A 22,598-nucleotide genomic window follows, 5' to 3' on the forward strand; every position below is an offset into this window, starting at 1 on the left:
TCGCCGGTCACACAGCAGGGGCGGGGCCTCCATCGCTCCGTCGTTGGTTCGGCCGTTCAGGGCCGGCCGGTGCCGAGGCGGACGGGCAGCGACAGCGGGCCGACAGTGAAGAACGACGGCGAGTAGGGGACGTCCCCCCGGTCGATCGTGAGGCTGAGATCCGGCAGTCGCCGGTACAGCGAGGCGAGCGCGAGCCTGCTCTCCAGGCGGGCCAGCGGGGCGCCGATGCAGTAGCGCGGGCCGTGGCCGAAACCGAGGCCACCGGTCTGCTCGCGCGTGATGTCGAACCGGCTCGCGGTCTCGCCGTACTCTTCCGGATCGATCCCGCTCGCCTGGTACATCACGCCGACCGCGTTGCCTTTGGGGATGGTCACGCCCGCGATCTCCACGTCGGTGAGCGTGAAGCGGAAGCTGGTCATCATCACCGAGTGGCGATACCGCAGGGTTTCCTCGACCACATCGGCCCAGCGGTCCTCGGCCTTGGCCAGTGCCAGCTGGTCGGGATGCGCCGACAACGCCAGGATGGCGTGCCCCAGCAGGTGGACCGTGGTCTCATGACCGGCGACCAGCATCAGCCACAGCACGGCGACCAGCTCGTCCGACGTGAGCCTGTCGTCCCGGTCGCGGGCCTGGACCAGGCCGGAGGTGAGGTCGTCGCCGGGTTCCCGCCGCTTGCGCTCCGCCAGTTCGTGCAGGTACGCCATGAGCGCGTTCTGGGTCGCGAACGCCTCCTCCGGCGGGGTGGTGTGCGCCAGCAGGGTGGCCGTCCATTTCCGCAGCCGGGCCCGTTCCGACTCCGGCACGCCGAACAGCTCGCAGATCACCGCCATCGGCAGCGCTTCGGTGAAAGCGGGCACCAGATCCACGCCGTCGCCGGTGACCACGACGCCGTCCAGCAACCGGTCGACGATCTCCTGGATGCGCGGCTGCATCGCCTGCACCCGGCCGGGGGTGAACGCCTTGCCGACCAGGCCGCGCAACCGCCGGTGGTCGTCACCGTCCTTGGTGGACAGATGGTCGCCCTGGACGATGGTGCGCAGCGGCCAGTCCTGCGGGATCGATCCGTCGTACAAGGCGGGCCAGTGTCTCGGGTCCCGCGCGAAGGTCTTGTTGTCCCCGGCGAGGATCTCGCGCACGGCGTTGTGGGTCAGCGCCAGGTAGGCCGGCACGCCACCGGGGAACGCCACCTCGACCACGGGGGCGATCTCCCGGAGCCGGATGCAGGTGTCGAGTGGACTCTCGCCTGCGGCAGGGAACGCGGGAAGGCTTGTCGTCATCGGATGCCCCTTCGTGTCTCGCCTGTCAGCGGCTCTCGTTGGGGTGGGCCGGCACCGAGTCTCGCCCGGCTCGGCCCCGCCGGGTAGGTCCGGCCGGCGATCCTGCCCCGAACCACAAGTCGGACGTCACAAAACGAAGGTTCGACCGGGCCGGCGTGCGAAACTTGACGTGCGTCGTGGACAGGCACGGTGGCCACCAGCGACGGGTGTGCTCGCGGCGGAGGTAAGCCCATGAGGTATCAGTCCTGGACCACCGACGACACCGACGCCTGGCGCGATCTCAGCAACAGCATCCTCCCGATGGACCACCGGTTCCCGACCCCCGGCAGTTGGCGTGCGGACCTCACCGCCCAGGAAAGCGGCAACTACCGGCTGCTCCACTGGGATCAGCACGGAGACCGGATCGCCCTCCGCACGCCGTCGCACATTCGCAAAGTTCCCGACGAGCACTACTGGATCGTCGTGCCGCAACACGGTGTGTACACCGTCAGGCATGACCAGGACGAAACCCGAACCTTGCCCGGGTACGCCTCCGCCATGAGCATGGACGAATCCTGCCGGCTCTCCGTTCCGGCTTCACAGGCATACGCTTTCCAGGTGCCGCGCTCCGAAATAGACAACCACATCAATTCACCCAGGCCGTTACGTCTCGTCCTCGACCTGAACACCGGGCTCGGCCGTATCCTCAGCACACTCATAAGCAGCACCCATGTCGAACAGTACAATCTTTCCGACCACGAGTTCCACGCGGTGTGCGACCGGATAACCGAACTGTTCTGCATGCTCGCACTCAACGACACGCGTCCGCAGGAAACTCATCTCACCGAGGTCGCCCAAGTCGTCCGGCGATACGTCCGGCAGCAGCTCGGCGCCGGCAAACTGCCGCTCGCCACCGTCGCGCAGGCACTCGGCTGGTCACCACGCCAGCTGCGCAAAGCCCTCCACGAAACCGGTACCACCTACCGCGACCTACGCAATGAGGAGACACTGCGAGCCGCCCGGGACCTGCTCCAGGACCCGGCCGGCACCCACCTCAGCGTGAGTGAGATCGCCGCCCGCGCCGGCCTCACCCCCACCTGGTTCTCCTCGGCGTTCAAGGCACGCTACGGCGAAAGCCCCCGAGAATTCCGGCGCCGCAGACTCAGCGAAACAGCGTCCTGCGACCCGGGTTCCCCACCAGCCTCCCCGTAGATCCCGCTCAGGTACAGGCAGCCTCATCACCGGCGCGAAATCCCGTGGGCCTCATTGTGGAACCACTGGCGACTCGTCTATCAGGGGGCACGCTCGGCCGGTGGCGCCAAGATCAGGTCCCGTGCCCTGTTGACCTGCGGTGACATCCGCACAGGAACCCATTAAGTCGGACCCATTCCAACGGGAAACGTCTCACAGCGAACTTGACCTTAATCGGTCACGCCAGTCAATGCTCTTGTACGTCCTCTGTGCCTCATGGATCGTTCCCCGGGAGAGATCGCCGAACGAGGGTGTGCGGGACGGCGTTCGCCGCCGGTGTACCCTCAATGAGGGAAAGGGGCACAAAGTGACACGGGGGTACTCGCTGCGCGGCAGCCTGGCGGCCGTCATGGTGATCATGACGGTCCTGGGGGTCGCCGTGGCGGTCCAGGTCGTTCGTCCTCCGAAAGCGGAGGCGTTCGCCACCTATTACTGGTTCTCCTCGGGGCACGGGGAGCACGAGAAGATAACGCGGGCCGCGCTGGAATGCCCGGAGGACCAGCCGTCCGACGGCACCTGTTTCGAACCGGACTCAATGGACATTCTCGCGGGATACCGCACCTACCTGGGCGGGGTCGGGGCCCCCGACTCGTGGGCGAGCGGCGGCGAGCTGGACGACCCGTCGGCCCACTGCGACAACGCCGACTACATCCGGCCGGAGGACAACGGCGGCCAGACGTACGTGCGCACCCGGGCGCAGGCCTCCGACCAGCTGGTCGCCTGCCTGCGGCACCTGCGCGGCCGGTTCCACGGCGCCGCCCAGCAGGCCGGGACCGTCTTCGACGGCGACGGTGACCTGTCCCGCTACGAGACCCTTTCGAGCTGCGCCGACTACGGGCCGCCGGGACAGCGGGCGCGCGCCAAGTGCCGGTTCGTCGACCTGTTCGGCCGCACCCTGCACGGCGTCCAGGACTTCTACTCCCACTCCAACTGGGTCGACTCCTCCGACCCCTCCAAGCCGACGAGCGTCGGCAACCCGCCCGGCATGCACCGGAGCGAGGTGTTCCCGCTGATGAGCTTCCGGCTGCCGCTGTCGCCGCCGTCCGACGTTCCCGAGCAGCTGGCCACCGGCTGCTACCCGTCGGACGAATGCAATGGCCGGATCCGCCACGACGAGGAACTGAACAAGGACGTCGCGCAGATCGACCCGCGCACCGGCAAGGTCACCAGGGACGGGACCAGCGCTCGCGGGTCCATCCTCGACAACGAGGAACGCGCCGTCCAGTGGGCGATCACTGACACCCGGCGTCAGTGGGCGGCGATGCGCGACGAGATCAAGGCCCGATACGGCGAGGCGAAGGGCAACACCATCATCTGCGCCATGACACATGACACCCCCGTCCGCAACTGGCCGTGGACGAGGGGCGACTGCGAGTAGAGCACGCCGGGCGCCGACGGCAGGCCACGCTCCATGCGAGCGAGGCCTGCCGTCGAACGCGTCGCGCTACAGGTCACCGCCTGGACCCGCGGCACGGTCCCGGGGCTCGCGGCGGTCGTCTTGGCCGGACGGGGTGTCGAGCGTGGTGGCCCAGCTGGCCAGCAGGCGGAGTTTGTCTTCGGAGTCGCTGCCGGGTTCGGCGCCGTAGACGACCAGGGTCAGGTTGTCGGCGGCCAGGTCCAGTGACTCGTAGCTGAGGTGCAGGTCACCGACGACGGGGTGGTGGAAGGGCTTGCTTCCGATGTGGTGCTGCCGGACGTCGTGGCGGGACCAGCGGGCGCGGAAGTCGTCACTGCGGGTGGACAGCTCGCCGACGAGGTCGGTGAGGGCCTTGTCGTAGGGATCGCGGCCGGCCTGGGCGTGCAGGAGGGCGACGGTGTCGTCGGCGGCGCGGTTCCAGTCACCCCAGAACTGCTGGGACCGGGGATCCAGGAAGATGAAACGGGCATGGTTGGGGGCGGCGCCGCGGGCGGCGTCGATCATGGGGGCGTACAGCGCGCGGCCGAGGAGGTTGGTGGCCAGGACGTCGCCGCGGCCGTTCATCACGAACGCGGGTGCGTCGGTCATGGATTCCAGCATCCGCTGCACGGTCGGCCGCACCTGCTGCGGGGCCGAGCGGCGCCGGCGGCGCGGTCCGGGGCCGGCCGTGCGGGCCAGGTCCTCCAGGTGGGTCCGTTCCTCGTCGTTGAGCCGGAGGGCGCGGGCCAGAGCGTCCAGGACGTGGTCGGAGACTCCGGACAGGTCGCCGCGTTCCAGACGGGAGTAGTACTCGACGCTGACGCCCGCGAGCTGGGCGACCTCCGCGCGGCGCAGCCCGGGGACCCGGCGGGTGCCGTAGGAGGGCAGCCCGGCCTGCTGTGGGCTGATCTTGGCCCGGCGCGAGGTCAGGAACTCACGGACTTGGCTGCGGTGATCCACCCTCCCCAGGCTAGGCGGCCCCCCGCCCGCGAGGGGTGCCCTGCCAGTACACCTTTCACCAGTGCCTTCCTCCTCCCCTGATCAGCGCTTTCGATGGGTGATGGCCACCTCGCCCGGCCCCCGGCCTTGGACGGCGAGGCCCATGACGAGAGGAGCAGTTCTTCATGCGCGTTCACGCCTACGCCGCACCGGCCGCCGCAGCGCCGCTGGAGCCCACGATCATCGAGCGGCGCGACGTCGGTCCCGACGACGTGCTCATCGAGATCAAGTACGCCGGCATCTGCCACTCCGACATCCACACCGTCAACGGCGACTGGGGCCCCCAGCCCTATCCGGTGGTCCCCGGCCACGAGATCGTCGGCATCGTCGCCGAGACCGGTGCCGACGTCACGCGCCACCAGGTGGGCGACCGCGTCGGGGTCGGCTGCATGGTCGGCTCCTGCGGTCAGTGCACCAACTGCCGCAACGGCGACGAACAGTACTGCCTCAACGGGATGGTGCCCACCTACGCGGGCGTGGACCGGGACGGCACGACCACCCAAGGCGGTTACTCGACCCACGTCGTCGTCGACGCCGACTTCGTCCTGTCGGTGCCCGAAGGCATCGACCTGGCGGCCGCTGCGCCGCTGCTGTGCGCCGGCATCACCACCTACTCGCCGCTGCGCCGCTGGGGGGCCGGCCCAGGCAAGAAGGTCGCCGTCGTCGGCCTCGGCGGACTCGGGCACATGGCGGTCAAGATCGCCCACGCGCTCGGCGCCGAGGTCACCGTGCTCTCGCAGTCACTGAAGAAGCAGGAGGACGGCCTGCGGCTGGGGGCCGACCACTACCACGCCACCAGCGACCCCGACACCTTCGAGCAGCTCGCCGGCCGGTTCGACCTGATCGTCAACACGGTCAGCGCCACCGTCGACGTCGACGCCTACCTGGGCCTGCTCGCGGTCGACGGCACCCTGGTCAACGTCGGCGCCCCGGGCGAGCCGCTGAGCCTCGACGTGTTCTCCCTCATCACTGCCCGGCGCTCCTACGCCGGGTCGATGATCGGCGGCATCGCCGAGACGCAGCAGATGCTGGACTTCTGCGCCGAGCACCGCATCGGCGCCGACATCGAGCTGATCTCGGCGGACCAGATCAACGAGGCCTACGAGCGTGTCCTGGCCTCCGACGTCCGCTACCGGTTCGTCATCGACACCGCCGGCCTCGGCTGACGTGCGGGGCGCTCCCCGGCGCGTGGTGCACGCCCCGGCCAAGACCTGGACAAGGACGTCGCAGGTCATCACCGGTAAGGAGCAGAGGGGCGTGCACCGCGGGTAGGGGTTCGGCAGATCCGTCAGCGCGACCGCCCAGCCCGGCCGAGGAGGAGACGACCATGGAGATCTTGAAGCGACGGCCGACCGGCAGAGTGCCCGCCGAGTGGTTCACCGGCGAGGCCTGGTTGGATGTGATCTACGCCGGGGAGGAGCCGTCCCGGGCCCGTCTGAACCGGGTCCGCTTCGCTCCCGGCGCCCGCACCGACTGGCATTCACACGTCTTGGGGCAGACCCTGCACATCGTGTCGGGGGTCGCGCTGGTGCAGGAGCGCGGCGGGCAGCTCATCGAGGCCCACCCGGGAGACACGATCTATACCCCGCCCGGTCAGGAGCACTGGCACGGCGCCGCCCCCGACGCCTTCATGGAGCACCTGGCCCTGTGGGAAGGCAGCGGCGACCCGGACGCACCCGACACAATCTGGGGCGAAAAGGTCACCGACACCGAATACAAGCGCCCACGCTCCACCACCCGCGGCTGACCCCGTCCACACGGCCTGGGTCGCCCTACGCTGACGCCCCGCGATTGGCGCGGAAGCGGCGGCGGCCGGCCAGTGGCTCAAGGCCGGATCGCCACCAAGGCAGCCAGGCGGAGGGTTGCCGCAGTACCAGTTGCGCGAATGGGAGCGGGTCGAAGAACGCGTCCCGGCGGAGGACTTTTCCGGATTCGGCACGCCGCCGCGGACGAGTACCTGGAGTTCTGGCTCAGCGTCGGGGCGGCACGCCCTACTCGCCGGACTGCGGAAGGCTCGCCTTGGCCTTCTCGTAGTCGCCGGCCGGAGCGTCGTCGTCCAGGCGATAGACCAGGTGGACGACGCCGGTCGCGAAGGTCTTGGAGGAGATGAGCTTCAGCGGCAGCGGCGCGTCGGCGTCCTCGAACAGCCGCATTCCCTTGCGCACGGCGATCGGATGGACCAGCAGGTGCAGCTCGTCGAGGAGGCCCGCCGCCAGGAGCCGGCGGACGACCGAGACCGACCCGCTCATCCCGATGTCCGACGTGGACGGTTCCTTCTTCAACGCGGTCACGGCCTCGATGAGGTCGCCTTGGAGCTGCTCGGAGTTGCGCCAGGTGAAGTGGAGTTCCTGGCCGGATACCACGATCTTGCGAGCGTCCCCGAGCTTCTTGGCGAAGTCGGCGTCCTCGCCGCCCGCCTTCTCCCGGTCCGGCCACGCCCCCGCGAAGCTGTCGTAGGTCCTGCGGCCGAGCAGGAGGGTGTCGGCCGACCCCAGCTGGGCGTCGACGGCCTGGCCCATCTCCTCGTTGAAGTACGGGAAATGCCAGTCCTGCGGGTCTTCGACGACTCCGTCGAGCGAGATGAACAGCCCTGCAGTGATCTTCCGCATCCTGATGCTCCTTGGACATCGCGACGAACAGTGCTCACCGGATTCGACCAGCGCCGTCACCAGAACTCATCGGGCCGCCTGTCGGGCTGTTGACGTCATCTTCGCGGGCACCTACTCTCTGGAACTATCGTTCCGGACTGTACTGATCGTTCCAGGCTGCCGGATGCCGGCGACACCGCAGGGAGGCGCACCGTCGTGTCCGAATGTCCGCAGTACGACGTGGCCGTGATCGGCTACGGCCCCACCGGCGTGACGGCCGCGAACCTGCTCGGCGCGCTGGGCGTGTCCGTCGTGGTCGTGGAGCGCGACGCGTCCGTCTACGGCCGCGCGAGGACGATCTCGACCGACGAGGAGGTGATGCGCGTCTGGCAGGAGATCGGGCTCGCGGAACGGTTGAAGCGGGACATGCTGCCCGACAGGCCGATCGACTTCGTCGACGCCGGCGGCCGGTCGTTCATCAGCGCCGTCCCCACGCCGCGCGGTCAGGGGCATCCGCCGCAGATGTTCATCTACCAGCCGGCGTTGGAGCGCACGCTTCGCGAGGGCGTCGAGCGTTACCCGAACGTCGACGTGCAACTGGAGCACGAGTGCCTGCGGGTGAGCCAGGACGACCAGGGCGTCGAGTTGCTGATCGCCCGGTCGGGTCAGGACCGGCTGACCCGGGTGCGGGCGTCCTATGTCATCGCGGCCGACGGTGGTTCCAGCCCCACCCGGGGCCAACTGGGCGTCGGCTTCGAGGGACGTACCTACGAGGACCGCTGGCCGGTCATCGACACCGAGCTCGTCAAGGAATGGCCCGGCCACGACCGGCTGCGCTTCCACTGCGACCCGGACCGTCCGGCGGTCGACTGCCCGACACCGCTCGGACACCATCGCTGGGAGTTCCCGGTTCTGCCGGGCGAGGACGAGAAGGAACTGGTGACCGACGCGGCCGTCTGGCGGCTGCTCGACCGGCAGGGCATCACCGGCGAACACGTGTCGGTCCTGCGCGGGGTCGAACGCCTCTGGCGCTTCCCCGGCCCCAAGGGGATCACCCAGGAAATCTTCACGCGCCCGCGCCTGGCGTCCGGACCACCTGCCCTGCGCACCGGCGGCTTCGTGACCGGCGAGGACGGCATGGGTCACATCGCGCTCACCTCCACCAGACCCGCCCGGCTCCGCGGCTACTTCACCACGGTCTTCGACGCCCGCCTCACCGACTACATCGACGAGACCATCAGCGGCGTCAAGCTCAGATCCGTTTCCTGCGGGTCAACCGCCGCCATCACTCCATCGCGATCGCCGCCACCCGCGGCCTGCGCCTGGATCCGATCCGCACCCGCGTCCAGCACCTCAACGTCCAGGTCGCCGAAATCGACGACATGACACGCTCCTACCAGCGCGTCAAAGAACTCGGGTTCCGGATGGCCCTGTCGGTCGGACAGCACACGAACGACCGGGAGCTCTCCTACTACGCCGTGACGCCGTCCGGCTTCGAATGGGAGGTCGGCTGGAATCCCCTCGTCATCGACGAGACCACCTGGGAGCCGGGCACGCACCGCGGCATCAGCCTCTGGGGCCACACGCCCGTGGGGCAGACCGTCATCGACAAGCTCACCCAGTTCCGCCAGGCCGCGACGTCGCTCACCCGCAACGAGCAGACCGTGCCGGCGCTCAGCGGAAAGGGAATCCCGGACGACCGAGCGCAGCCCGTCGCCTCAAGTGGGGTGCATGAGCAGTGGCCCGCACTCCTGTCGACGCGTCTACTCAACGGAACCAAGAAGTTCTTGCAGGTTTCTGACTCCGCCGCATTGACGCACCCGCCGGCCGCGCCGGGAACAGGGGCCTTTCCGCAGATCAATCCGCTGGAAGTCGGTATGACGGACCCGTGTGCACAGCGAACATGTGCGACCACATTCTGCGGACCTTTGACGAAAAATGAGGTCCGGTCTTGACCGGTTCGACTTCGCGCTTCATTGTGGTCATCACGTGAGGCATCTTCGCTGCATCCCGGCCGTATCCCGGCCGTGATTTCCAGCGTCGAACGGCGCGTGCCTCGTACTGGTTCCTGCCACGTACCCGGGACCCGTGGGAGCACGCGTGCACTGGAGAAGACCGATCACGACGGCCACGGACGCCTGTGCGGGCGCGGCCGCGCCGCACGGTACCGGACGGGCGACCGCACGCGACGTCGACCGGACACGGGTGTCGCCGAGCCGCGGCGATCCCGGATCGAGCAGTGGTGACGCCTCGGAATCCCGCCGAGCGCCCTGTCGTTCACGCTGAACGAAATGGCTCGAAAACCGCTCCCCGGCTAGAACCCACACCCAACCCGAACACGTGTCGATTTCGACGCGTGCGACTCCGCATGCCCAAATTCAATTTCCGTCAACACTTTGGACACGTGCAAGTGTCTCAATCCGGTAACGCACTTGAATTTGCGTGTCAAAAATGAAATAAGTTTCGTCACCACCCCATTTTGGCACCTCCCGAAAGGAGCCACAGGTGTCACGCATCCGCACCCTCGCCGTGGTAGGAGCCGCATCCGCCTCCGCCCTCGCCCTGATGATCTCGCCGGCGTCCGCCGCCGGGACGAGCATCCACAGCGGCAGCATCAGCGGCCCCCTCTACTCCGGCGGCGTCACCGCCACGAACCTGGGCAACGTCACCGTGACGACCTCGCTGAGCAACGCCACCTGCACCTCCGCCGTCCAGTCGGGCACGGTCAACTCGGACGGCACCAACCTGAACGTCACATCCGCGTCCTTCAGCGGCTGCACCAGCAGCCTGGGCAGCGTGACCGTGACCGCCCAGAGCCTGCCCTGGACGGGTGGCTCGGTGGTCTACGCCCCGGTCTCCGGTGGCCGGGACGGCACCATCACCGTCGGCAACTTCACCGTCGGCGCGACGGTCTTCGGCATCAGCTGCGTCTACTCCGGAACCCTCACCGGAAACGGGTACAACCCCGACAACCCCAACCGGCCCAACACGGTCGCCCAGGCGCAGGCCCAGATCAGCAATGGCACCGTGAACAAGAAGAGCGGATCCGGCCTCTGCCCGGCCACCGCGACGGTCAACGCCACCTACCAGCTCGTCGGCGCCAACGGCGAGCAGCTCTGGGCGTCGAGCTGACCCCCGGCCGCACCTCCGCTCACCACTGACGCTGAGCGCTCGATGGGGCCGTTCGCACCGACCCGGGTCGGCACGAACGGTCCCCTCTCCTGTCCAGCAGATCGTGAGTCGGCGGACTCTTACTTCACCGCGCCGCTGGTGACTCGCGAAGGACCAGGCGGGGCGTCGCCAGCCCGATCTCCGGAGCCGGGCCGCCGTCCAGTTCGGCCATCAGGGCCGACAGGCACGCGCGCCCGAGGTCCGCGAAGTCGATCCGGACGGCCGTGAAGCGCCGGCGTCCAGTACGCGGAGCCGGGCACGTCGTCGAAACCGACCAGGCTCACCTCCCCCGGGACGTCGCGGCCGGCGTCGTACAGCGCCCGGCGCACCGCCAGCGCGGTGTCGTCGTTGCCGCAGAGAATCGCCGTGACGTCGCCGTCCTCCGCCAGGACGCGGCCCGCCTCGTAGGCCGACCGTGCGTCCCATCCGGCGTGCACGACCTCGGGAATCGGCGCGGCGGTCTCGGTGAGGGCCTGCCGCCACCCGGCCTCGCGTCCGCCGCGGCGGGCCGCTCGTCCAGGCAGATCATCGTCCGGCCCGTGTCACCGACTTGATCACGCGGACGCCCACCGCCAGCCCCTGCCCGCGCGCCATCTCCTCGATGCCCTGCAAAGTGGCCGCGTAGCCGTAGAGCGTCGTGTTCGACGTCACCACGGTCACCGCGCGCGCCCGGCCCAGCCCCAGGGCCTGCACCGCGCGATTCGGCCGGTAACCCAGCCGCTCCATGGCCGCGAGCACCTGATGCCGCGTGTCCTCGCGCACCCGCGGCTAGTCGTTGAGCACTCGCGACACCGTCGGCTGATCGACCACCCTGCGGGTCACGTCCCGCCGTCGCCCGTGGTGGGCGGCGGATGGCGCTGGATCGCCGGTGCGGGAGTGCCGTCAGGGCCGTCCTGAAGAGGAGGAGCAACAGTCCACCCCAAGGGCGTCCTCGATCGCTTCGAGAGCCCGGTCGATGTCATCGGCGGTGACGTCGAGGTGGGTGACCGCCCGCAGGTGTGGGCCCACGGCCCCGAGCCTGACCTGGTAGGTGGCCAGCACGTCCAGGAACGCGGCGTGGTTCCGGCCGTCCACGTCGAAGAAGACCATGTTGGTGTCGGGCCGAGGAGTGTGCAGCCGTACGGCCTCGATGGGCCGCAGGCCGTCGGCGAGGCGCCGGGCCAGCGCGTGGTCGTCGGCGAGGCGCTGGACGTGGTGGTCGAGCGCGTACAGGCAACCGGCGGCCGCGATCCCGGCCTGGCGCAGCGCCCCGCCGAAGGCGTGCTTCAGCCGGCCGGCGCAGGCGATGAACTCTTCGGTGCCGGCCAGCACGGCGCCGATGGGTGCACCGAGGCCTTTGGTGAAGCAGATCCACACCGAGTCCACATGCGCGGCGAAGTCGTGGGCGGGGACGCCGGTGGCGACGGCGGCGTTGAGCAGGCGGGCACCGTCCATATGGACGGCGAGGCCGTGTGCGTGGGCGGCGGCGCAGACCTCGCCCAGCTCTGCCAGCGGCCATACGGCGCCACCGCCGAAATTGTGGGTCTGCTCAACGCACAGCAGCCGGGTCGCCGGTTCGTAGCGCGACCCGGCGGTCACCGCGTCCTCGACCTGCCGCGCGGTGATGCGGCCATGGGCGCCATCGAGAGCCTCGGTCTGGACTTGGGCGAGCCTGGCGGCACCGGCGCTCTCGGAGCGCAGAATGTGCGCGGAACGGTGGGCGAGGATCGCGTCGCCGGGGCGAGTGTGCGCCGCGATGGCGATGTTGTTGCACATGGTGCCGCCCGGCAGGAACAGCGCCGCCTCCTTGCCCAGCAGCGCGCGGACTCGTTCAAGCAGGAGGTTGACGGTGGGGTCTTCGCCGCGCTGCTCGTCGCCCACCTCCGCGGCGGCGATGGCGGCGCGCATGGCGGCCGTGGGTCTGGTCAAGGTGTCGCTGCGGAGGTCTGTCACACGGCGAGTCTCAAGGCGCGTACGTCGAAAGGACAAGTTGTTCTTTTTTCGCATGGACGTAAGCTGAGCTTATGACGCTCGATGTACGGCGTCTCCGTGTGCTGCGGGAAGTCGCACGTCAGGGGACGATCGCGGCGGCCGCCCGTGCGCTGCACCTCACCCCGCCCGCCGTCTCCCAGCAGCTCGCCGCGCTCGAACGGGAAGCCGATGTGCGGCTGCTCGAACGTGAGGGGCGCAAGGTCGCCCTCACCGAGGCCGCGCACACGCTCGTCGCGCACACCGAGACGATCCTGGCCCAGCTCGAAGCGGCCGCCGCCGACATCGCCGCGATGGAGGGGCGCTACGGCGGCAGCCTGCGCATCGGCGCCTTTCCCACCGCCGCGGCCTCCTTCGTCGCCGTGGCCTTGGCGGAACTCGCTCCGCGCCTGCCCATGGTTCGCGTGCACGTCGAGGAACTCGAACCTGAACGCGCCCTGGACCTGCTGAAGAGCGGCAACCTCGACCTGGCGGTCGCCCACGAATACGACCTGGTGCCGCGCCGCGCCGACCCGGCCCTGCACCGCGTCGAGCTTCACACCGAGCCACTGCGCGTCGCCCTGCCGCCGGGCCACCCGCTCGCCGACGCCGCCGGCGTGGATCTCGCCGCCCTGGCCGACGAGCGCTGGATCGCCCCGCCCGACGGCCTCACCTGCCTGGACGAGCTGCACCGCCTGTGCGGCTCCGCCGGGTTCGAGCCCGTACCGGGGTCGCACGCCTACACCCACCCGCTGGTCTTCGCCCTCGTCGCGGCGGGGCTCGGCGTCGCGCTCGTCCCCGAACTCGCCGTCCGGCAGAACCTCGCGGGCGCCGCCGTCAGGCCACTCCAGCACCCTGCCGGATGCCGGCGAGTCTTCGCCGCCACCCGCCGCGGCACCGCCCACCGCCCCTCCATCGCGGCCGCCCTCAATGCCCTGCGTGCCGCTGCCGACGCGGAGCCCCGCTGACCGCCGAAGGACCGGTCCGCCTCTCGGAGACGGACCGGTCGGTTGTCATCCACGCTGAGGGCGTGGACGGGTTGGGTTACAGGGTCCGGCGCTCGATGCGAACGGCATCCGCGACCAGGCGCCTGGCCCGCTCGCCGGCGTCTTCCTCGGCCCCGTAGTCGCCGAGCTCATGCATGATCTGCGCGTGACGCCGTTGTCCAGCCGCCTCCTGGCGTTTGAACCGTGATTCCGAGTTGCCTGCCGCTGTCACGGCCGACTCCTTCCCGTGGTTTTGCGCCCGCTCGTGTGCTGTGCCGACGGGCGGCCGGCCCCGGTCGGGCCGGCAGCGATGATCATATGGGGCGAAGGCGACCCAGCCGCTACCGGTCTTCGACCGTCTCTGAAAGCGGCGCCGAGGGCTGACCACCGGAATCGGTCCAAAGGGCGGCCGGCAGGGCCCAGTACCGTACTTTCGGCCGGTTCCGCCGGGAGCGCATCTTCCTAGCCTCAGCACCATGAACCCTGTGGAACGGCCGATGAGGCCGGGCGCGATGGTGGCCGACATTGGGCTGGGCGTGGTGTTCGCTCTGGGCATCGCCTTCACGGCGTACATGCTCAGCACCAGCTGGGGGAAGGCCTACTGGGCCTATGACTCCGCCGTCGCGGTCGTGGTGGTGCGCTTGCGCTGCTGCGCGAGCGGCGGAAGGTGTGGACCGCGCCCGCAGGTGTGACCGTGACGGCCGCCGCCACCGTGGTGTCCTTGGTCGCGGACTGGCCGCAGGAGCCCGCACCCGTGACGGCCCTGGCCCTGGCCGTGCTCGTCGGCTCCTCGCTCCGGACGCTGCCGGCGTGGCCGGCCGCCGCCATCACCGCGGGCGGCGTCATGGTGATCATGCTGGCCTGGCTCTCCGGGCCGAACGGTGTGACGGCCTTGGCCACCGCGGCCCTGGCCGGGGGTCTCGTCCTCGGGCCGGCGCTGCGTCTTTACGACAAGGGCCGGCGCGCCCGCGGGTCAGTAGCCTGGCCGACGTGACCATTCCGGACCGGTGGGTCAGGGTCGCCTGGGCCGCCGGGCTCGGCACCGCGCTCCTCGCGGCGATCGCCGTCCAGGCCGTCGCCGTCGCACAGACCTGGGGCGGCTGGTACTGGATCCCGGGCTGTGCCGCCGCCGTGGCGGTGGGCGCGCCGGCCCTGCTTCGGCGGCGCTCGCCCGCCTGGACGGCGGTCACGGGGCTCGGCGTCGCGGCGACCACGATCGTGGCCACTCGCCTGGCCGGCCCGGACCTTCCCGCCGAGCCCAGTCCGGCCATGGCCCTGGGCCTGGCGGTGCTGGTCGGCTCCGCGCTCCGGGCCCTTCCGCCCGTGCCGGCCGGTGCCGTCGCGGGCGGCGGGCTCGTGGTGATCGCCGCCGGTCAGCTCGCCGCCGGGCCGCCGTCCTCCGGAGACTCGTCGGTGCCGGCGCTGGACGGCGTGGTCTGGCTGGCCGCCGTGGCGGCCGGGGTGTCGCTGCGGCTGCTCGACGCCCGGGCGCGGGCCACCGCCGAGCGGGTGCGCCGGGCCGAGCGGCTGGAGCTCGCCAGAGAACTGCACGACGTCGTGGCGCACCACATCACCGGCATGCTGATCCAGGCGCAGGCGGCCCAGGTGGTCGCGCGGCGGAACCCCGGAGAGGTGACCGGCTCCCTCGTCGAGATCGAGGACGCCGGGACCGACGCCCTGGCCGCGATGCGGCGGGTCGTCGGGCTGCTGCGGGACGCCGACGACGCGGCTCCGGCGTCTCCCGGCCCGGAGCGGCTCGGCGCGCTGGTCGAGCGTTTCGGCCGGCAGGGTCCCCCGGTGCTGCTGAGCGTCGCGGACGAGGAGGCGACCTGGCCGCCGGAGGTGACCAGCACCGTCTACCGCATCGTCCAGGAGGCGCTGACGAACGTGCTGCGGCACGCGCCGCACGCCCGGTCGGTCGGCGTCACCGTCGGCCGGGACCGGCGAGGTGTCACGGTCGAGGTCGTCGACGACGGCCCGGCGGGCTCCGGGCGGCACCACCGCGGCGGATACGGTTTGATCGGCATGCGCGAACGCGTCGAGACGCTCGGCGGCTCGCTGTCCGCCGGGCCGCGGACCGGCGGCGGCTGGTCCGTGCGGGCGACCCTGCCCGCCCCGACCAGGGAGCCCGGATGACCATCTCGGTCCTGCTCGCCGACGACCAGGCGATGATCCGCCGGGGCCTGCGGCTGCTCCTGGAGGACCAGCCCGACATCGGCGTCGTCGGGGAGGCCGCGGACGGGCCGAGGCGGTCGCCATGGCCCGGCGGCTGCGCCCCGACGTCTGCGTGGTGGACATCAGGATGCCCCTGCTCGACGGCATCGAGGTGACCCGCGCGCTGGCCGGCCCAGGAGTGCGCGACCCGATGCGGGTCATCGTGGTCACCACGTTCGACCTCGACGAGTACGTGTACGGCGCGCTGCACGGCGGTGCGGTGGGGTTCGTCCTCAAGGACGCCGGGCCCGCGCTGCTCGTGGAGGCGGTCCGCGCCGCCCACAACGGCGAGGCGCTGGTCTCGCCGTCGATCACCCTCCGGCTGCTGCGCCACATGACGGCCACCGCGAAGCCCCGCATGCCTTGGACCGATGCCCGGCGCGGCACCGGTTTCCAGGATGGGAACCATGTCGAATGAGAGTTCCCCCCTGGTTCTTCAGGCGGAGGGTCTGACGAAGCGGTACGGCCGCCGCGTGGCGTTGAGCGCCGTCGACCTCACCGTTCCGTCCGGCCGCGTCATCGGCCTGGTCGGCCCGAACGCGGCCGGCAAGTCGACGCTGCTGCACCTGGCCTGCGGGCTGCTGGAGCCGACGTCGGGCTCGCTGCGCGTCCTCGGGTCCCGCCCGGCGGAGAGCGCCGCGCATCTGGCACGGGTCGGGTTCGTGGCGCAGGACACGCCGGTGTACGCGTCGTTCAGCGTGGCCGACCATCTGCGCCTGGGCGCGCGGCTGAACCCGTCGTGGGACCGGGGCCTGGCCGAGCGGCGCATCGCGCAGGTCGGGCTGAACCCGGCCCAGAAGGCGGGACGGCTGTCCGGCGGCCAGCGCGCGCAGCTGGCGCTGACCATCGCCGCCGCCAAACGCCCCGAACTGCTGATCTTCGACGAGCCGGCCGCCGCGCTGGACCCGCTGGCCCGCCAGGGGTTCCTGGCGAACCTGATGGAGTTCGTCGCCGAGCTCGGTGCCAGCGCCGTGCTGTCGTCCCACCTGCTCGGTGACATCGAGCGGGTCTGTGACTACCTCATCGTGCTGTGCGACTCGCGGATCCAGGTGGCCGGCGAGGTCCGGGACCTGCTGGCCGGCCATCGCCGGGTGGTCGCGCCCCGCGGTGGGCTCGACCGGCTGCCCGCCGGGGTCGAGGTCATCCGGATGGAGCACGACGCCCAGTACAGCAGCGCGGTCGTGCGCACCGACGTTCCGCCGTCGTCGATTCCATGCACGGTCGAACCCGTCACGCTCGAAGAGCTCGTGCTCGGATACATGTCCAGGGCGAATGCGCCCGCCGCCCAGCTCGGCGCCGCGGCCATGGGAGGTCTGCGATGATCTGGTTGAACTGGCGGCAGTTCCGCCTCCAGGCGCTCGTCGCCGCGATCGCGCTGGCCCTGATCGCCGTCTACATGCTCTACCTGGGCGGGGACATCCGGGACGGTTACGACGCCTACCGGTCCCGCTGCGGCGATCCCGGCGACTGCGCCCAGGCCAGGAGCCAGTTCCAGAGCGCCTACCAGAACACGCTGCTCTTCCTTGCCGCCGGGCTCGGCCTGATTCCCGTCGTCGTCGGCGTGTTCTGGGGCGCGCCGCTCGTCGCGCGGGAGCTGGAGACCGGCACCCACCGGCTCGTGTGGAACCAGAGCGTGGCCCGCCGCCGCTGGCTGCTCGGCAGGATGGCGTTCGTCGGCGTGGCCGCGATCGTCTTCACGGGCTTGGCGAGCCTCCTGCTCACGTGGGCGGCCTCGCCGTTCGACGAGGTCACCGGGGACCGGTTCGGCACCGTGGAGTTCGGCGCCCGCGACATCGCCCCCATCGGCTACGCGGTCCTCGCCTTCACGCTCGGCACCGTCATCGGACTGCTCGTGCGCCGGACCCTCCCCGCGATGGCCGTCACCGGCGTGGTCTTCCTCGTCCTGCAGTTCGCCGTGCCGAACCTGGTGCGTCCGCATCTCATGCCGTCCGAGAAGGCGACCCTGCCGATGACGGCGGAGACCATCAACGGGGCCAGGAACCTCGGCAGCATCACCGGTGGCCCCGCCATCGGCGGCCTGGAGGTGCCGGGCTCCCCCGACGCGTGGATCAGCGACGTCAGCCCCATGCGCACCGCGGACGGGCGGACGCTCAGCGAGACCACGTTCAACGCGTGCCTCAACACGCCGCCGAAGACCGGTGCCCGCGGCACGTTCGGCGATGCCGCGGTGTGCCTGTCCAAGCTCGACCTCCACGTCGACGTCGAGTACCAGCCGAGCGACCGCTACTGGGCGTTCCAGTCGGGCGAGACCGCGCTCTATGTGGCGCTCAGCGGGGTGCTCATCGCGTTCGGCCTGCGCCGTGTCCGGCGCGCCTGAACCCCGGCCGACACCGTCCGGGCGCCGCCGGGACCACCCGGCGGCGCCCTGCCTCGCGGGACGGTCTCAGAAGACCAGGACCGGCTTGATCGTCTCGCCGGACTCGGCGTCCTCGACCGCCTTGTTGATCTCGTCGAACGCGTAGGTCCGCACGAGCCGGTCGAACGGGAACCGGCCGGCCAGGTACAGCTCGATCAGGGTGGGGACGAACAGCTGCGGCACGCTGTCGCCCTCGACGATGCCCTTGACCGTGCGGCTGGTCAGCAGCGTCGCCAGGTCGATCGGGATCTCCGAGCCGAACCCGGCGGCGCCCACGATCCCGGCGGTGCCGCCGATGTTGACCGCGTCGACCGCCTGGCGCGCGGTGAGCGGCAGGCCCACCGCGTCCAGGGAGAAGTCGGCGCCGCCGCCGGTGATCTCCTGGATGCGCGCCACCGCGTCCTCCGCGCCCGCGTTGACCGTGTGGGTGGCGCCCAGCTCGCGGGCGAGCGCCAGGCGGGAGTCCTGGAGGTCCACCACGATGATCGTGGAGCACCCCGTCAGCGCCGCGGCCATCACCGCGGCCAGGCCGACGCCGCCCGCGCCGAACACCGCGATGCTGCTGCCCGCCGGCGGGTTCAGCGAGTTGAGCACGGCGCCCGCGCCGGTCTGCAGCCCGCAGCCCAGCGGCCCGAGCAGTTCCAGCGGCGCCCCGGCGGGCACCTTCACCACGCACCGCTGATGGGTCAGCATGTGCGAGCCGAACGACGACTGCCCGAAGTAGTGCGCGTTGACCTCGGCGCCGGTGGCGTCGGTGCAGCCGGTCGAGCCGTCGGCGCGGCGGCCGCCGAAGTTCATGGGCATGAACGTCTCGCAGCTCATCGGGTGGCCCCGCAGGCAGTTGCGGCAGCCGCCGCAGCTGATCGGGCCGAGCACCACCGTGTCGCCCACCGCCACCGAGGTGACGGCCGGCCCGACCGCCTCGACGACGCCCGAGCCCTCGTGGCCGAGGACGGCCGGCGGCCCCGGCGGGAGGATCTGGTCGCGGGTGAGCAGGTCGGTGTGGCAGACGCCGGTGGCGACGGTGCGCACCAGCACCTCGTCGGGCCGCGGCTCGGCCAGCGAGAGCTCCTCGATGGCGAATGGGGCGCCCTTGTCGCGGACGACGGCCGCTCTGATGGAGACCATGGCGGTTACCTCTTCGTTCGATGTGTTCTCTTCCGGGGGCCGGTCACAGGTAGACGGACTGGTTCTGCTGATAGGCGGCCAGTCCTTCGGGGCCCAGCTCGCGGCCGATTCCGCTGGCCTTCACGCCGCCGAACGGGGCGGTCGGGTCGGGCAGGTAGCCGTTGATGCCGATCGTGCCGGTGTGCACCCGGCAGGCCACCTGGACGCCGCGCTCGTGGTCGCTGGTCCACACGCTGCCGCCGAGGCCGTAGTCGGTGTCGTTGGCGATGGCGACCGCCTCGTCCACGTCGCCGTAGGGGATGACCGACAGCACCGGGCCGAAGATCTCCTCCTGGGCGATGGTGAAGGCGTTGTCCACGTCGGCGAAGACGGTCGGCTCCACGAACCAGCCCTTGTCGAGCCCGGAGGGCCGCCCGCCGCCCACGGTGACGCGGGCGCCCTCGCTGCGGCCCTTGCCGATGTAGGACTCGACCCGGTCGCGCTGCCTCGCGCTGGCCATGGGCCCGATCTGCGTCGCCGCGTCGAGGGCGTCGCCGACCTGCAGCGACCCGGCGAAGGCGCTGAACGCCTCCACCACCTCGGCGTACCGGCTGCGCGGGGCCAGCACGCGGGTGCCCAGGTAGCAGGTCTGCCCGTTGTTGAGCAGCGTGGCGCCGAAGATGTTCTCCATGGTGGCGCCGAGGTCGGCGTCGTCGAGCACGATCGCCGCCGACTTGCCGCCCAGCTCCAGCGTCACCGGGCGCAGCAGCCGGCCGCAGGTCTCGGCGATCTCACGCCCCGCCGCCGTCGAGCCGGTGAAGGCGACCTTGTCGATCCGCGGATGCGTGATCATGTAGCGGCCGACCTCCCGGCCGCCGGGAACGATGTTGAGCACGCCCGGCGGCAGCTCGGCCTCCATGACCGCCTCGGCCAGCGCGTAGGCGTCCAGCACGGTCTCCGGGGACGGTTTGACGACCATTGTGCAGCCGGCGGCCAGCGCGGGCGCGATCTTGAACGAGGCCAGGGTCTGCGGGTAGTTCCACGGCACGATCGCCGCGACCACGCCGGCGGGGCGGCGGCGCACCAGCGTGGTGCCGCCCATCAGCCCGGGACGGCGCTCCTCCAGCGCCGCCGTCCTGACCAGGTCCGCGTAGTAGCGGAGCACCACCGAGGGGAACACGCCCTCCAGCTGCTCGGCGATCGCGACGGGCATGCCGTTCTGGGCGCTGACCAGCCGCGCGATCCGGTCCTTGCGGCGGTCCAGCGCGTCGGCCAGCCGCTCCATAGCGTCCGCCCGGCGGGCCGGTTCCCAGTCCGGCCAGCCGCCGGGGTCGTCGAAGGCGCCGCGGGCCGCCGCGACCGCGGCGTCCACGTCCGCCTCGGACGCCTCGGGCACCCGCCCGATCACCTCCTCGGTGCTCGCCGAGACGACCGTGATGTGGTCGTCGCCCTGCGGTTCTGCCCAGCCGCCGCCGATGAACAGCGCGTCGTGTCGCTCCATGGGGGAATCGTCACCCCGGCGCGCCCGCCCAACTGTTCAACTTCTGGACAGCCGGCAATCAGGCGACGATCCCCAGGGCGCGGATGCGGTTGTACAGGGTGGTGCGGCTGATGCCCAGCCGTTCGGCGGTGTGCACCTTGTTGCCGCCGCAGGCGCGCAGCGCAGTGAGGATCGCGTCCCGCTCGGCCCGCTCCAGGTCGCCGAGTCGCCTCGTCCGGGCGCTGATCCGGTACGGCCCGGGCAGGTCGCGCACGGTGATGTCGCCGCCCGACCGGTGCTCCAGCACCGTGCGCACCACCGCGTCCAGCTCCCGCAGGTTGCCCGGCCAGGAGTGGCTGGCCAGGGCCTCCAGGGCGGCCGCGGTGAAGCGGACGTTGCCGGCGGCGCCCGCCTCCGCCAGCGCCGCCGCGACCAGCTGGGGCAGCTCGTCGATCCGGCGGCGCAGCGGGGGCAGGTCGATCCGCTCGACGCAGCGGGCCGCCAGGGCGCGCTGCTCGGCGCCGAGGCCGTCGGCGGGGGCGCCGGTCATCGCGAACCATCCCGGTCGTCCCTCCAGCAGCCGGCCGGCACGCGCGGCGGTGTCCGCCGGGAGAAGGTGGACGTCGTCCAGCACGGTGAGGCCGTCCGGGGCGTGCAGCGACTCGGCCAGGCGGGCCAGCCAGGCCGAGTCGCCCTCCTCGTCCAGCCGGGCCGCGGCCACCAGCAGCACCGGCGCGTCGCCGGCCAGCTCACGGGCGGTGGTGGTGCGTCCCGTCCCCGGCTCTCCTGTGATCAGCACGGGCAGGCGGTGCGTGCGGATTCGGTTCAGCTCGCCGGCACGGCCGGGGCGCCGGACGCTCGCGGCCCGGCCGCGCGGGACCGGCAGGGATCGCCGCGGCCGGTCGTCCGGGGCGTCCAGCTCGAACAGCGCGCCGCCGCCCGTGCCGGGGATGCGCTCGAATCTCACCCGCGCCGTCCGGCCGCAGGCCAGCTCGATGTCGCGGAGACGGCCGCGGTCGTCGCGCAGATCGCCGGTCAACGCGCGCAGCAGGGCGTGGTCGGACGCCTGCAGCAGGTCCACCGCGGCGGGGTTGGCCAGCACGACGCCGTCGCCCAGGACCAGCACGGGCCGGTCGGGGTGCTGCGTGGCGGCCTCCTGGTAGCGGGCGAGCATCCGCTGCTCGGCGTGCCGCGACCCTTCCAGCAGCCGCGCCTGGATGTCGCGGGCGGCGCGGATCAGGAACGGCGCCAGCAGCGGGCTGTCGTCGACGGCGAGGCAGGTGATGTCCAGCACGCCCTCAAGCCGGTGCGTGACCGGGTGCAGGATCGGGTGCCCGTAGCAGGAGAACTTCTTGAACGCCTCCAGGTAGTGCTCGGTGCCGTGCACGGCGATGCCGCGGCGCAGCTCGTAGGCGGTGGCGATCGAGTTGGTGCCGGTGTTCTCCTCGCTGAACAGCCGTCCCCGCATCCCGCCGGTGCGCTCCAGCGCCGTGCGCACCGGACGGTCGCCGCAGCGCATGTCGAGGATCCGCGACTGCCGGTCGGCCAGGATCACCGCGAAGCCGGTGCGGTCGAGGGTGCGCTCCATGTCGTCCAGCACCGGATCGGCGGCGACCACCAGCCGGCAGCGGTCGTTCACCTCTTCGAAGGTCAGCCGGCCCACCGGGTCGCCGGGGTCCAGCCCGCTCAGCTGGGAACGCCGCCACGACGAGGCGATCTCCGGGCGCAGGGGATCACGTATCTTGTCGTCCAGATCCCGCAGGTCGACCACGATGACCTCCCGTCCGCAGAGGTCGCACCACGCGACGGTGTGTCACGCGTCACAC

General features: G+C 71.2%; 23 protein-coding genes and 1 pseudogene. 14 read left to right on the forward strand and 10 right to left on the reverse strand.

Features of this window, described 5'->3' with window-relative positions:
- Positions 1 to 56 precede the first annotated feature (56 nt).
- Positions 57 to 1,277: a cytochrome P450 family protein gene (locus ACQPXG_RS35890; RefSeq protein WP_433463579.1), complete on the reverse strand. Its 1,221-nt coding sequence runs from the start codon at positions 1,275 to 1,277 to the stop codon at positions 57 to 59.
- A 231-nt stretch (positions 1,278 to 1,508) separates the two neighbouring features.
- Here ACQPXG_RS35890 and ACQPXG_RS35895 point away from each other — a divergent pair, with 231 nt between their 5' ends.
- Positions 1,509 to 2,468 (forward strand): helix-turn-helix transcriptional regulator, encoded by a 960-nt coding sequence (locus tag ACQPXG_RS35895; RefSeq protein WP_433463580.1) that lies wholly within the window; start codon positions 1,509 to 1,511, stop codon positions 2,466 to 2,468.
- A gap of 346 nt (positions 2,469 to 2,814) precedes the next feature.
- On the forward strand, positions 2,815 to 3,885 hold the full coding sequence (locus ACQPXG_RS35900) for a hypothetical protein (RefSeq protein ID WP_433463581.1): 1,071 nt from the start codon (positions 2,815 to 2,817) through the stop codon (positions 3,883 to 3,885).
- A gap of 66 nt (positions 3,886 to 3,951) precedes the next feature.
- On the opposite strand, the gene ACQPXG_RS35905 is transcribed toward ACQPXG_RS35900, so the two are convergent.
- A complete protein-coding gene (locus tag ACQPXG_RS35905; protein ID WP_433463582.1) occupies positions 3,952 to 4,863 on the reverse strand; it encodes a helix-turn-helix transcriptional regulator in 912 nt (303 codons plus the stop codon).
- A gap of 164 nt (positions 4,864 to 5,027) precedes the next feature.
- Between ACQPXG_RS35905 and ACQPXG_RS35910 the strand changes: the two genes are divergently transcribed.
- A complete protein-coding gene (locus ACQPXG_RS35910; protein ID WP_433463583.1) occupies positions 5,028 to 6,068 on the forward strand; it encodes an NAD(P)-dependent alcohol dehydrogenase in 1,041 nt (346 codons plus the stop codon).
- A gap of 161 nt (positions 6,069 to 6,229) precedes the next feature.
- Complete coding sequence (locus ACQPXG_RS35915) at positions 6,230 to 6,649, forward strand: (R)-mandelonitrile lyase (RefSeq protein WP_433463584.1); 420 nt, start codon at positions 6,230 to 6,232, stop codon at positions 6,647 to 6,649.
- A gap of 244 nt (positions 6,650 to 6,893) precedes the next feature.
- Here ACQPXG_RS35915 and ACQPXG_RS35920 read toward each other — a convergent pair whose 3' ends face one another.
- Complete coding sequence (locus ACQPXG_RS35920) at positions 6,894 to 7,511, reverse strand: dihydrofolate reductase family protein (protein ID WP_433463585.1); 618 nt, start codon at positions 7,509 to 7,511, stop codon at positions 6,894 to 6,896.
- Between the two features lie 195 nt (positions 7,512 to 7,706).
- On the opposite strand from ACQPXG_RS35920, the gene ACQPXG_RS35925 reads away from it, so the two are divergent.
- The 3 genes from ACQPXG_RS35925 to ACQPXG_RS35935 all read left to right on the forward strand — a co-directional run bounded on the left by ACQPXG_RS35925 (position 7,707) and on the right by ACQPXG_RS35935 (position 10,622).
- Positions 7,707 to 8,876 (forward strand): FAD-dependent monooxygenase, encoded by a 1,170-nt coding sequence (locus tag ACQPXG_RS35925; RefSeq protein ID WP_433463586.1) that lies wholly within the window; start codon positions 7,707 to 7,709, stop codon positions 8,874 to 8,876.
- Complete coding sequence (locus ACQPXG_RS35930; protein ID WP_433463587.1) at positions 8,873 to 9,445, forward strand: hypothetical protein; 573 nt, start codon at positions 8,873 to 8,875, stop codon at positions 9,443 to 9,445. The genes ACQPXG_RS35925 and ACQPXG_RS35930 overlap by 4 nt, the downstream gene beginning before the upstream one ends.
- 550 nt (positions 9,446 to 9,995) lie before the next feature.
- Positions 9,996 to 10,622: a hypothetical protein gene (locus ACQPXG_RS35935; protein WP_433463588.1), complete on the forward strand. Its 627-nt coding sequence runs from the start codon at positions 9,996 to 9,998 to the stop codon at positions 10,620 to 10,622.
- A 119-nt stretch (positions 10,623 to 10,741) separates the two neighbouring features.
- On the opposite strand, the gene ACQPXG_RS35940 is transcribed toward ACQPXG_RS35935, so the two are convergent.
- From ACQPXG_RS35940 to ACQPXG_RS35950, 3 genes are all read right to left on the reverse strand, one after another.
- Entirely contained in the window at positions 10,742 to 11,185 is a 444-nt protein-coding gene (locus ACQPXG_RS35940; protein ID WP_433470109.1) for a substrate-binding domain-containing protein, read from the reverse strand.
- A 1-nt stretch (position 11,186) separates the two neighbouring features.
- Positions 11,187 to 11,423, reverse strand: a complete 237-nt coding sequence (locus ACQPXG_RS35945) for a hypothetical protein (protein WP_433463589.1) — start codon at positions 11,421 to 11,423, stop codon at positions 11,187 to 11,189.
- Between the two features lie 120 nt (positions 11,424 to 11,543).
- On the reverse strand, positions 11,544 to 12,593 hold the full coding sequence (locus tag ACQPXG_RS35950) for a threonine aldolase family protein (RefSeq protein WP_433463590.1): 1,050 nt from the start codon (positions 12,591 to 12,593) through the stop codon (positions 11,544 to 11,546).
- 71 nt (positions 12,594 to 12,664) lie between these two features.
- Here ACQPXG_RS35950 and ACQPXG_RS35955 point away from each other — a divergent pair, with 71 nt between their 5' ends.
- Positions 12,665 to 13,576 (forward strand): LysR substrate-binding domain-containing protein, encoded by a 912-nt coding sequence (locus ACQPXG_RS35955; protein ID WP_433463591.1) that lies wholly within the window; start codon positions 12,665 to 12,667, stop codon positions 13,574 to 13,576.
- A gap of 76 nt (positions 13,577 to 13,652) precedes the next feature.
- Here the strand turns inward: ACQPXG_RS35955 and ACQPXG_RS35960 are convergent, their stop codons facing one another.
- Complete coding sequence (locus ACQPXG_RS35960; protein ID WP_433463592.1) at positions 13,653 to 13,826, reverse strand: hypothetical protein; 174 nt, start codon at positions 13,824 to 13,826, stop codon at positions 13,653 to 13,655.
- Positions 13,827 to 14,070: 244 nt separating this feature from the next.
- Between ACQPXG_RS35960 and ACQPXG_RS35965 the strand changes: the two genes are divergently transcribed.
- The 6 genes and pseudogenes from ACQPXG_RS35965 (at position 14,071) to ACQPXG_RS35990 (ending at position 18,146) form a co-directional block, all read left to right on the forward strand.
- Positions 14,071 to 14,286: a hypothetical protein gene (locus ACQPXG_RS35965; RefSeq protein ID WP_433463593.1), complete on the forward strand. Its 216-nt coding sequence runs from the start codon at positions 14,071 to 14,073 to the stop codon at positions 14,284 to 14,286.
- A gap of 2 nt (positions 14,287 to 14,288) precedes the next feature.
- Positions 14,289 to 14,588, forward strand: a complete 300-nt coding sequence (locus ACQPXG_RS35970; protein WP_433463594.1) for a hypothetical protein — start codon at positions 14,289 to 14,291, stop codon at positions 14,586 to 14,588.
- A complete protein-coding gene (locus ACQPXG_RS35975) occupies positions 14,585 to 15,730 on the forward strand; it encodes a sensor histidine kinase (protein ID WP_433463595.1) in 1,146 nt (381 codons plus the stop codon). The genes ACQPXG_RS35970 and ACQPXG_RS35975 overlap by 4 nt, the downstream gene beginning before the upstream one ends.
- Positions 15,727 to 16,166: pseudogene (locus ACQPXG_RS35980) on the forward strand (response regulator); the annotation flags it as partial. The gene ACQPXG_RS35975 and the pseudogene ACQPXG_RS35980, both read left to right, overlap by 4 nt.
- 49 nt (positions 16,167 to 16,215) lie before the next feature.
- Entirely contained in the window at positions 16,216 to 17,130 is a 915-nt protein-coding gene (locus ACQPXG_RS35985; protein ID WP_433463596.1) for an ABC transporter ATP-binding protein, read from the forward strand.
- Positions 17,127 to 18,146: an ABC transporter permease subunit gene (locus ACQPXG_RS35990; RefSeq protein WP_433463597.1), complete on the forward strand. Its 1,020-nt coding sequence runs from the start codon at positions 17,127 to 17,129 to the stop codon at positions 18,144 to 18,146. Before ACQPXG_RS35985 ends, ACQPXG_RS35990 begins: the two co-directional genes overlap by 4 nt.
- A 66-nt stretch (positions 18,147 to 18,212) precedes the next feature.
- Here the strand turns inward: ACQPXG_RS35990 and ACQPXG_RS35995 are convergent, their stop codons facing one another.
- From ACQPXG_RS35995 to ACQPXG_RS36005, 3 genes are read right to left on the reverse strand one after another with little or no spacing between them, the layout of a single operon-like run.
- Entirely contained in the window at positions 18,213 to 19,313 is a 1,101-nt protein-coding gene (locus ACQPXG_RS35995) for an NAD(P)-dependent alcohol dehydrogenase (protein WP_433463598.1), read from the reverse strand.
- Between the two features lie 43 nt (positions 19,314 to 19,356).
- Positions 19,357 to 20,793: an aldehyde dehydrogenase gene (locus tag ACQPXG_RS36000; RefSeq protein WP_433463599.1), complete on the reverse strand. Its 1,437-nt coding sequence runs from the start codon at positions 20,791 to 20,793 to the stop codon at positions 19,357 to 19,359.
- Positions 20,794 to 20,851: 58 nt separating this feature from the next.
- Entirely contained in the window at positions 20,852 to 22,543 is a 1,692-nt protein-coding gene (locus tag ACQPXG_RS36005) for a sigma-54-dependent Fis family transcriptional regulator (RefSeq protein ID WP_433463600.1), read from the reverse strand.
- Between the last annotated feature and the right edge of the window lie 55 nt (positions 22,544 to 22,598).

This window comes from Spirillospora sp. CA-128828 (assembly GCF_050945415.1).
In the GTDB taxonomy this organism is placed as follows: Bacteria; Actinomycetota; Actinomycetes; order Streptosporangiales; family Streptosporangiaceae; genus Spirillospora.